Genomic DNA, 10,679 nt, shown 5'->3' with positions numbered 1-10,679 from the left:
GCTCTTCCGATCTACACATTGGGCACGATATTGCGCCAAGAGGCAATCTCGATCTTCATGCCAAGGCCGGCCAAAATACCCGTCATGTTCGAGATGGTTTGTTCCAGTGACAGGTCTTTCCCTAAAATGTAAGTGCTGGAATCGCCTTCTGATCGACCCATCAGCAGGATTTGTGTGTCTTCGTCGAGGCTCTTAATCGGTTCGATTTTAAACTTAGGGCCAGTTTCCACTACTTTTTTCACTGTACAGCGGTCAATCGATCTTAAGATACCTTGGCGATCTTTATCAGAAATATTTTCTGGCAGCTCCACTTGGATTTGAAAGATTTGGTTATAACGATTTTCAGGATCAACAATATTGTTCTGCGACAGCCTGATGTTTTCAGTAGGAATGTCACGGGACAAACAATACACCCGCACAAAATAGCCCGCACAAAGGGCCGATGAAGCCAAGAAATAATCAAACGGACTGGGTGCTGAGCCATCCCCTTTGTAGCGAATAGGCTGATCAGTGATGACAGTGAAATCATCAAACTTAGCTTCAAGTCTGAGATTGTCGAGAAAATTAACTTTGATTTCCATTGAATAGTGTCCAGAATCGTGCGCCGCAATGCGGAAGCGTTTTAAACCTTTTTCTACGTTAGGTTTCCAGCGGCTGCCAACGGCGAGTTGATCTTAAATTAGAGGGATTATCTGGCTTTTCGCAGCAATCATCTTGGGTGTTGGGTAAATTACTAGGAAAAATGGTTCCAGAATCAAGAATCCTTATACTTACGAACAATAACTCCAATCGTCGTCGGGTGCAATTGATAGAATTCGCCGATTTCTCGTTGGCTGTATGCGCCGGTTTTGTAAGCGGCAATGATCGCTGCTGTGCGGTCTTCATGTTGCGCTGCAATCTCAGACAGAGGCTTTGCAATCGGCCGCTTTTGCTGCTGGGGTATATTTAAATCGTCTTTTTCCTTGCCGATTCTTTTTTGCATTTCAGTGACGAAAGCGGCATCCCCTAAATAAATTTGTCCCTTCAAATTCGACCAGATTTCAGGTTGATGTTGCACGCCTTTCAGGACAAATTGCCGATACCGCTCCATTGCAATTCTCCTTTGCTTCCCAAACAAAGACAAAATCCAGTCAGTTGTCAGCCATTCAGGTTTAGGAGCATCACCCGCCATCGCCGGATAACTGCTCCACGGCCAATCTTCAAGCCGTTTGACCATGCCTTTGGCTCTTAACGGATTCAGAACAACATAACGGGAAAGCTCAAGCAAATAGCAATCTTTATCCACTAGGATTGCTTTGTAACGTCCTTGAAAAAGATGACCGCCACGTCCATGCCGGCGATTCGATGCCTGGGTATAAACACCATTGAGCTGGCGCATACCTTTTGACAAATTGCCGTCAAGCGTTTCAATGATGAGATGATAATGGTTATCCATCAAACAATAACCATGGCACAGCCAGTTAAAATCAGATACAACCGTTCCAAGAATTTCTAAAAACCTTACCCGGTCATCATCATCTTCAAAAATGGCTTCGCGGCGATCTCCACGCGATGTGACGTGATACAGCGCATTCGGGAATTCTAAACGGAGTGGTCTTGTCATGGATGCAGTATACATCTACTTTCTTTGTTCGCGACCTGACCCCTTTCTGCCCTTTCTGCTCCGCCGGACGGCGGAGCTCAGTCGCCGTCTTCATTCTCCCTCGCCAGTTGCGACTTGAGTATATAGGCATCGACGTCGAAGTCGGTACTGTCCGCAACCGCAGTCTGGACTAGGGGCGGGATGCGCTCCCGTTCCTCCTCGGTCTCAAACTTTGAGAAGCCGGCCGCGGCCGCCTCGGCGAACAGTTTATCCGTCAGCCGCTCTGCCCGCGTCTCGTGACTCTCGATGTCGGGATTGGTGCCTGGAGGAATGTTTTCCTCGATCCAGGTCTCGACCCACCTTAGGAAGCGCTTGCTCATGACTGTCCACCCATCTCCTGCGTTGTATTCGGAGCCGCTTTCCCGGCCCACTGTGACCCACCCGATATTTCGATCCAAGTGAATGTAAGCCTACCACATAGCATTGACTGATTCAATTGCAGGTTGATGCATTGTAGAGAACAAACAAAAAACGGTGTCAGGTCTATAACCAAGAATTATTGTTCTTACGGCATTAAGGGTCTTGATAAATTAAAAATGCACGTATTAATTCGCGACCTGACCCCTGCAGTTCTGTTGCTTTGCTGCATTGCGGATGGGGCTGCGCTTATCCTCCTACCTTGCTTTCAAAATACAGGTGATGCTTTCATTGGCGACCAAAGCACTCGATCCTCAAGATCTGGAGCGATTCTTCGAACAACAGAACGCACAACATCGTAAAAGTACTCCGGCGCATATGGATCGACGTAGATTGCATCGACGATTGGCTCCAATGGCCAATCAACGGGAATGCCCGGTGGACAAAACTCGTGCGGCAATCCCCAATTGTCAGGAACCCTGATTTTTACAAGCCGCACTTCCTGCTCATGAGCGAAACTAACTCGCTTGTGCATGACAGGGTAGAAAAGATTGCCTGACGGAATCACCTGCGCATCGTAGTCAATGTATGTAACGCGCCCGATATAGAGTTCGGAATCTTGCGCAACCGATTCGACGAGTTTGCTATAGCTCGTTTGAATCGCAACACCGTTATTGTCGGGGCAATACAAGCGCCACATAGCTTCGGACTCTAGGTCTCCAAGGTACCAACAATTGACATAGAGTTGCCTGCGCTCCTTCTGATTCTTGATTCGCATTTGGCGATTTTGCTCAATGAACAAAGGCATTGCCGCTTGGAACTTCTTAGTACCCAAGTCGTCGCCAAACTCTCGGACTAGCTGATACCGATGCATGGCAAGTAATCGCTGATCCTCATATGTTGCCTGAACTCTTGGCGTAGAGCCTTCGTGCGGGTCGCTCAGCGAATCTAAACTCGCCAAATATAATCTTTGGTTATCCAGCAACCAAATGAACTTAGCGAGATCAAGGTATCTCCACGTCCGTACGGAGCCGTCTGCTGGCTGTGGGAAACACGTATGTTCGAGCTTATTCTTTTGCGTCGGTTCGGTCATTGCAAAAATCCGGGGTCACAAAAAAATCTGCGGTCAGGTCCAGAATCAAGAATAGCTAATCGTAATAACGTAATAACACAACCCCTTCACAATCTGGCACGCAGCCATCACCTGCTGCACCCGCATCGGCCAAATCCCTTTCTCAATCGCTTCCCGGCCATCGAACGCAATATAACTCTGCCGCCCATAATGCGGTAGCGGACGTATTAGCGTTTCGAGTGACGCGGCATCTTTTGCGGACACGATGGCCAGTGATGCGCCGTCGGCGCGAGCCAGTGTCCAGGCTTGCGCGGTGCCTTTTTTGTTGATTTCATCCGGTCTGGCTGGCAATTGTTTGGCGGCAAGCCAGGCATCGATTTCAGGTTGCAGGCCGATGACGAGTGTGGGCGCTGCGGAGAGTCGCTGATTGGCTGCGATGAGTTTGGGTACGCGCTGTTGCAGTTTGCTGGCGAGGGTCTCTGCGATTTTGCGGATTTCTCCTTTGTCAGTTAAAACAATAGTTTCGGTGGTGGGATTAACCATCACTTCGCGCAGGATGGGTGGCGCCTCATTAGGCGCTAATTGGCGAAACAAGCGTAAATCCGGATCGAGTGAGACGGATAACGGTTTATCCGGCAATGTCAGTGTGAATGTCTGCTGCTCTTGGTTTAAATCGAGCCATTGAATTTCTGTTTTTTCCTGACTCTGGATCGCAATCGAAACCCGAAGTTGATACGCCGGTTCGGATTGTTTCAGTGTGATTGATAGCCCATAGCCTGAATCCGCCGGAGTGTTTTTCGCTTCGCTGATAGTGATTTCCGGTGCGCCGGTACGTTCCAGCCATTGCGTGAAGAACGGTTGCAGATTTTTCCCTGAAATCATTTCAAACATTTTCTGCAGATGTTGCCAAGAAGTGACTTTGAAGCGCTGAACAGCCCACAATCCTTGTATGCCGAGATTAAATACCGTTTCACCCAATTCATCCCGTAGCATAAAGAAAAACATCGCCGCTTTGTTATACCCGACAATCTTCGATGCGCTATGCGTGCGTGAGGTAAATGCAGTCAGTGCTGCATCCTGTCCCGGCTGCAATGCGGCAAAGTCACGCAACCAGCCCAGGCGCATTTCACGCGCGGCTTCGCTGCTTTCCTGTTCTTTATACGCATAATCGGCCATGAAAGTAGTCAGTCCTTCCGACCAGTTGCCGCTCCTGTAATCCGGATAAACCCCATTGCCCCACCAGTTGTGCAGCACTTCGTGGCCAAGCGAGGTGTCGCGGATAAACGGCAGTTGCAGCACATTGATGCCGAGGTAGGTCAATGTCGGCATGCCAAAACCGGTCGGCGTGGGACTCGAGACAATGCTGAACTCGGTGTACGGGTACTCGCCTATCCATTTTTCATACAGGATCAGATAGCGTTTGACGGATTCCAGATAGTCGCGCGACAAATTGCTGATTTGCGGATGGAAGTAGGTGCGCAGTTGAATCGGCCGGTTGTTGATATTTGGGTACGTCTGCGTTTCAATTCCATACGGCCCGGCCATCAAATCAATTCCTTCGGCGGGATGAGAAAATTCAAAAGCGGCACGATAGCCTTGTGCCGACTCGCTCTCTTCAATTAACCGCCCTGCCACGAGGCCACGCTGCCCGGCAGGCAATTCCAGTGTGACTTTATAGCGCGCCAATCCGTCCGCAACGCGTGGATACCAACCGGATGCATCGGGTAAAAAGGTACCGGCTTCACCGCTGACTGCAACCGGTCTACCCAAAGTCTGCTGGTGATCGAGTGAGTCGTCCAGTTGCGCCAATTTCCCCCGCCAATGAATCTCAAACTGATGCTGTTGACTGAAATTAAAAGGGATCTTCCAAACATGCGGCTGATTGGCCTGTTCACGTCCGATGCCCAGTAAACTGCCATTAAATAGCGCTTCGGTGACTTCAAATGCCTGCCCCAGCACCAGGTTAATTTCCCTGGGATTTTTAACCGTGATGATGCTTTTGCCTTCGATGGTACGGGCGGTGGGGTCGATCCGTACTGTTATATCGTAATCAGTCTCGTTATATTGGACAGGGGCCGCAAAAGCAGTCTGTGCAACGCTGCCGATGAATAAAAAAATGAGGAAATTTCTGATGAATGTACGGCCTGTCATAAGATAATGGAATGTTGATTAATGTTTGAGTAATGGAAACTTGGCGATGATTTGCATTTCTTGATCATCTCTTTTTATTTTGAGTGGCATCCAGGTTCCCGGCGCCTGACGTTTCACGATGGTGACAACATCCTCGGTATTTTTAAGCGGTAGCCCGGCCATTTCAAGAATCACGTCCGAATCCTGCAACTTGGCAGCCTCGGCTATGCTATTTTTCTCAACTTGCAGCACCACAGCCCCGCCTCTGCCCATTTCAAAGCGGATACCCAGCCGCTGGAATTGCGGCTGAAAAGATTCGGAAACGTTGGGCAGAACGCCAAACACGGCATCTGCCACACCTTTCACCAGATTTTTACAGGATTTATCGCGGTCCCACGGCAACAACGCAGTAACATTCTGCACGCCCAAGTCATGCAACTGATGGGTAACACCAAAACCATGCAGCACATGGCCTGCACCCATGACACCGACAACCAACGGTTTTTCTGAACCGGTAGATTCCGCTAAAGCGCGGTGCAAAACCTGCGCCATGGCGCGATCCCACAATTGCTGTCCGGAAATAAAGCGTCTGAAATCCGGATCATCCTGCTTCATTTCCCCTTTCTGCTTATCTTTGCGATCATGCTGCTTATAAATCGGAAACAAATAATCCAAATAGGCTTGGCTTGGTTCGGCAGGCCGTGTCAATCCTTCACGTTGTTCTATTGAAACACCATAAAAACCCTTTTCCGACACCAGACGTCGCAAACTGGCTTCAATATTCAAAGCCCTCATTGGGATATGATTCATGCGCGCAAAATGAAATAAGGGCAGATACAAATTGGCATCGGTATTCCAAACCCGGTCCCATTCCGCCGCCCGCAGAAATTCTTTTTCTGTTAACTCACCCGCGACCCACTTGTCCAATACCGCCTGCACCCGGCGCGGAAACATTTCAAACCCGATCACCATATTCGGACGCACCGCATGTAAGGCAACCAGCGTTTGTAATTGCCAGCGGTGATGATCCGCATTGACATGCGTCTCACCCAGCAGCACCACTGAGGCTTTCGCCGCGCGCGAGATGACATCCTGCTGCGTGGTCGGACCGGAGCCTGGAATCACCCAATTCCCCAATGGTACGCAATCTTTCGGCGCGGGCTTTTTTGCCGGTGTAATGGCAGCCCAACTATTACTCCAGCACAAACTCAATAGCAATGCGGTCAAGCTCAAAATTCTGTTGCGGCGGCTTATACTAAAATTTGTCATTTCTGATCATCCTGTTAACAGATCAATTCCTAAGAAAACACCGTTGATTTCGTCCAAAGTTCGACAAGCCTATCACGAACGGAATGAACACATTGCCGTTCGCTTTGAGCTGTTGTTACCCTACCCACTTACGCGCATTTCTGAACAGGCGCATCCACGGGCCATCTTCAGTCGAGCCAAATCGCGCGTTGGGGTGCCAGGAATGTTGCGATACCCGGAACACCCGCTCCGGATGCGGCATCAGCACATTAAAACGTCCATCGGACGTGGTTAACCCGGTTATTCCCTGTAACGATCCATTCGGGTTATAAGGATAATTCTCGGTAACTTGCCCGTGATTATCCACAAAACGCACCGTCACTAACGACGCAGCATTCTCCGGTTGCGCGGAAGAAAATTCAACCCTGCCTTCACCATGCGCCACGGTAATCGGCATCCGGCTGCCTGCCATGCCATCAAAAAACAACGACGGGCTTTGCTGTATTTCCACCATCACAAAGCGCGCCTCAAATTGCTCCGACACATTGCGCTTAAAGCGCGGCCAAGCTTCAGCACCGGGAATGATTTCATGCAAATTGCTCATCATCTGACAGCCATTGCAAACTCCCAGCGCAAACGTATCGGTACGCTGGAAAAACGCCTCAAATTCATGACGTGCGCGGGAATTAAATAAAATCGACTTGGCCCAGCCTTCGCCTGCACCGAGTACATCACCATAGGAAAATCCGCCGCACGCGACGAATCCTTTGAAGTCTTTTAGCGACACACGCCCTGCGATGATATCGCTCATGTGCACATCGATCGCAGTAAAACCTGCCCGGTCAAAAGCCGCCGCCATTTCCACATGGCCATTCACACCTTGCTCGCGCAAGATCGCCATGCGGGGACGCACTCCGGTCTGAATGTACGGCGCGGCAATATCTTCATTCGCATCAAAACACAGTGCAACCTGCAGACCGGGATCAGCGGCATCCAGAATGCGATCATATTCCTGTTGCGCACAAACCGGATTGTCGCGCAGTTTTTGCATCTGATACGTGGTTTCTGACCAGGCACGCTGCAAATCGATCCGTTTTTCTGCCAGCACCGGTTTGTTATTGCGCATCAGGCGGATTTCATCGGTTGCATTCAGTTGTCCGATGACAAAACTGGCATCGCGTAACCCGGCTTCGGTTAACACCTGCATGACTTCCTGACGCTGCGCGGTTTTAATCTGCAAAACAACGCCCAATTCCTCATTGAACAGCACAGCAAACAAACGTTCCAGGAAGCGACCGCCCAATTGCTCGGGCCGCAATTCAGATCCGTCGATATCACTACACTGCGCGTCAAAACACAACTGATCCAGATTCACCGTCACTCCGGTATGCCCGGCAAACGCCATTTCGCACAACGTCACAAACAGACCGCCGTCGGAACGGTCATGGTAAGCCAATAGCTTGTGTTCCAGATTAAGCTGTTGGATCGCGGCAAACAGCGCCTTGAGTTTGGCGGCACCGGCTTCACCGTCGATATTCGGCGCGGCATTACCGACTTGTTTATACACTTGCGCCAGCGCTGAACCGCCCAGACGATTCTGCCCGTGACCCAGGTCTATCAGAATCAATTCGCTGTCACTGCAATCGGTGCGTAATTGCGGCGTCAAAGTTTTGCGCACATCGGTGACACTAGAAAATGCGGAAATGATCAGTGATAAGGGTGCGGTCACTTCTTTGCGGATCTTCGTATGCGTCTTTTGATCAGTCTCTTCCCAGGCGGTCTTCATCGACATCGAATCTTTCCCTACCGGGATGCTGATTCCCAGTTGCGGGCACAATTCCATGCCGACGGTATACACCGCATCATATAACCCGGCATCTTCACCCGGATGACCGGTCGCCGCCATCCAATTGGCTGAAAGCTTGATATTGCCGATCTCAGCAATCGCCGCAGCAGCGATATTGGTGATCGCTTCGCCAACTGCCATCCGCGCTGCCGCTGCGGGATCAATCAACGCCAGCGGCGTGCGCTCGCCGATGGCAAATGCCTCGCCGAGATCAGTCTGATACCCCATGCTGGTCACCGCGACGTCGGCGACCGGAATCTGCCACGGGCCGACCATTTGATCGCGAGCCGTCATGCCGCCGACACTGCGATCACCAATCGTGATTAGAAAAGTTTTATCGGCCACCGCAGGCAGACGCAAAACCCGGTAGGCGGCTTCGGTCAAATCCGTACCAGACCAATCGAGTGCCGGATGTATTCTGCCGCCGTGAACAACAGTGCGGGTCATTTTGGGCGGTTTTCCCAGCAATACCGACAACGCCATATCGACAGGCGGTATTGCAGACTCCTGATCAATCACCAGCAATTGTTCATCAGCGGTTGCCTCGCCCACGACTGAAAATGGGCAACGCTCGCGCGCGCAGATGCTTTGAAACAGCGGGAGCGATTCCGGTTTGATGGCCAGCACATAACGTTCCTGCGCTTCGTTACTCCAGATCTGCATCGGTGACATGCTGGATTCCTCGGAGGGAATATCCCGTAATTTAAAACGCCCGCCTCTGCCGGAGTCGTGCACCAATTCCGGAAATGCATTGGATAAACCACCCGCGCCAACATCATGGATGAATAAAATCGGATTGCCTGCACCGGTTCTTTCCAACTGCCAGCAACGGTCAATGACTTCCTGGGCGCGCCGTTCCATTTCCGGATTGCCGCGTTGCACCGAGTCAAAATCCAGTGCTTCCCGATTGGTACCGGTATCCATGCTGGAAGCCGCGCCACCGCCCAATCCAATCAGCATACCTGGCCCGCCCAGTTGAATCAGCAAGGTACCGGGCGGAAATTTTTCTTTGAGCACATGCCGGTCCGAAATCTGCCCGATACCGCCGGCCAGCATGATTGGTTTGTGATAACCGCGCATCTCGCCAGCAACCCGCTCCTCGAAGGTGCGGAAATAGCCCGCCAGATTAGGCCGCCCGAACTCGTTATTAAACGCCGCACCGCCGACCGGTCCTTCCAGCATGATCTGCAACGCAGAAGCAATGCGCCCGGGTTTGCCATACGTTGACTGGCCATCGGGATTGGAACGATCGTATTCCCACGGTTGCGCATAACCGGGAATATTCAAATTGGACACCGAGAAACCGGACAGACCGGCTTTCGGTTTGGCGCCACGGCCGGTTGCACCTTCATCGCGAATTTCTCCGCCGACACCGGTAGCAGCGCCGGGAAAAGGTGAAATAGCGGTTGGGTGGTTATGCGTTTCGACTTTCATCAATAGGTGTGTTTTTTCTTGGGCGTAACCATAAACCTGCTGGTTACCCGGATAAAAACGCGTTATCTCCGCCCCTTCGATAACGCTGGAATTATCGGCATACGCCACAATCGTGCCTTGCGGATGCGTTTGATGCGTGTTGCGGATCATCGCAAACAGCGATTTGTCTTGCGATTTGCCATCCACAATCCAATCCGCATTAAAAATTTTATGGCGGCAATGCTCAGAGTTCGCCTGGGCGAACATCATCAATTCCACATCCGTGGGATTGCGCGCAGCTCGCGTGGTGAAATGATACGCCAGATACTCAATTTCATCCGCCGACAGCGCCAATCCCATGGCTTGGTTCGCCTGCCGCAACGCCTCGACACCACCGTTCATCACGTCAATGGTGTTAAGGGGCTTCGGCGCAAAATGTTGAAATAACTTGGCCGCATCATCGAATGAACCAAATACGGCTTCCGTCATCCGGTCATGAATGAGTGGCGCGAGACGTGCCTTATCCGCTGCAGAAAGTTTTGTATGACACTGAATATAAAACGCGATACCCCGTTCAATGCGCTCAATGGCTGTTAATCCGCAGTGGAGCGCAATATCCGTCGCTTTACTCGACCAGGGAGAAATGGTTCCAGGGCGTGGCAATACTAAAAAGAACTCGCCGGGATACGGAGTATTCTCCTGCGCCGGATCATTGTTGAGTAACTTTCTCAGCGCACCGAGCTCATCATCCTGCAGGTTTCGTGTTACCGGACAAAAATGCCAGTATTCCGTATGGATCGCGGATACTGGCAAATTCAGTATCTTAATTTCTTTAAGTAATTTTTCCAGACGAAACGGAGAAAGCGCACGTCCACCACAAAATTGGAGCATCAGAGGAAATAAGCGATTATTTAAAGATTGCAATTTTACACGAGAAGAGGTACTTATCGTGGATCATCCAGCGATACTGA

The 10,679-nt window shown here is 50.8% G+C and carries 6 protein-coding genes and 1 pseudogene; all 7 read right to left on the bottom strand.

Annotated elements, in window-relative coordinates; all coding sequences use genetic code 11:
- Positions 1-14: 14 nt before the first annotated feature.
- Positions 15-581, bottom strand: a pseudogene (locus K2P83_RS10370) (OsmC family protein); the annotation flags it as partial.
- A gap of 173 nt (positions 582-754) precedes the next feature.
- Positions 755-1,603 (bottom strand): transposase, encoded by an 849-nt coding sequence (locus tag K2P83_RS10365; protein WP_292928900.1) that lies wholly within the window; start codon positions 1,601-1,603, stop codon positions 755-757.
- 77 nt (positions 1,604-1,680) lie between these two features.
- Entirely contained in the window at positions 1,681-1,962 is a 282-nt protein-coding gene (locus K2P83_RS10360; RefSeq protein ID WP_292928898.1) for a DUF768 domain-containing protein, read from the bottom strand.
- A 305-nt stretch (positions 1,963-2,267) separates the two neighbouring features.
- On the bottom strand, positions 2,268-3,092 hold the full coding sequence (locus tag K2P83_RS10355) for a DUF2971 domain-containing protein (RefSeq protein ID WP_292928896.1): 825 nt from the start codon (positions 3,090-3,092) through the stop codon (positions 2,268-2,270).
- A gap of 45 nt (positions 3,093-3,137) precedes the next feature.
- Positions 3,138-5,222: a M1 family aminopeptidase gene (locus K2P83_RS10350; RefSeq protein ID WP_292928894.1), complete on the bottom strand. Its 2,085-nt coding sequence runs from the start codon at positions 5,220-5,222 to the stop codon at positions 3,138-3,140.
- A gap of 18 nt (positions 5,223-5,240) precedes the next feature.
- The gene (locus K2P83_RS10345) at positions 5,241-6,470 is read right to left on the bottom strand and encodes a ChaN family lipoprotein (protein WP_292928892.1); all 1,230 of its coding nucleotides are present in this window, start codon (positions 6,468-6,470) and stop codon (positions 5,241-5,243) included.
- A gap of 115 nt (positions 6,471-6,585) precedes the next feature.
- Positions 6,586-10,599, bottom strand: a complete 4,014-nt coding sequence (purL, locus tag K2P83_RS10340; protein WP_292928890.1) for a phosphoribosylformylglycinamidine synthase — start codon at positions 10,597-10,599, stop codon at positions 6,586-6,588.
- Positions 10,600-10,679: the final 80 nt, after the last annotated feature.

This window comes from Nitrosomonas sp. (genome assembly GCF_019752415.1).
Lineage (GTDB): Bacteria > Pseudomonadota > Gammaproteobacteria > Burkholderiales > Nitrosomonadaceae > Nitrosomonas.
This window is presented reverse-complemented; position numbering and strand designations above follow the sequence as displayed.

What these genes read in the sequence shown, in the direction of transcription:
- K2P83_RS10350 (WP_292928894.1), bottom strand. Translation starts at nt 5,222, where the DNA reads ATGACAGGCCGTACATTCATCAGAAATTTCCTCATTTTTTTATTCATC.
- purL (WP_292928890.1), bottom strand. Translation starts at nt 10,599, where the DNA reads ATGCTCCAATTTTGTGGTGGACGTGCGCTTTCTCCGTTTCGTCTGGAA.
- K2P83_RS10355 (WP_292928896.1), bottom strand. Translation starts at nt 3,092, where the DNA reads ATGACCGAACCGACGCAAAAGAATAAGCTCGAACATACGTGTTTCCCA.
- K2P83_RS10365 (WP_292928900.1), bottom strand. Translation starts at nt 1,603, where the DNA reads ATGACAAGACCACTCCGTTTAGAATTCCCGAATGCGCTGTATCACGTC.
- K2P83_RS10360 (WP_292928898.1), bottom strand. Translation starts at nt 1,962, where the DNA reads ATGAGCAAGCGCTTCCTAAGGTGGGTCGAGACCTGGATCGAGGAAAAC.
- K2P83_RS10345 (WP_292928892.1), bottom strand. Translation starts at nt 6,470, where the DNA reads ATGACAAATTTTAGTATAAGCCGCCGCAACAGAATTTTGAGCTTGACC.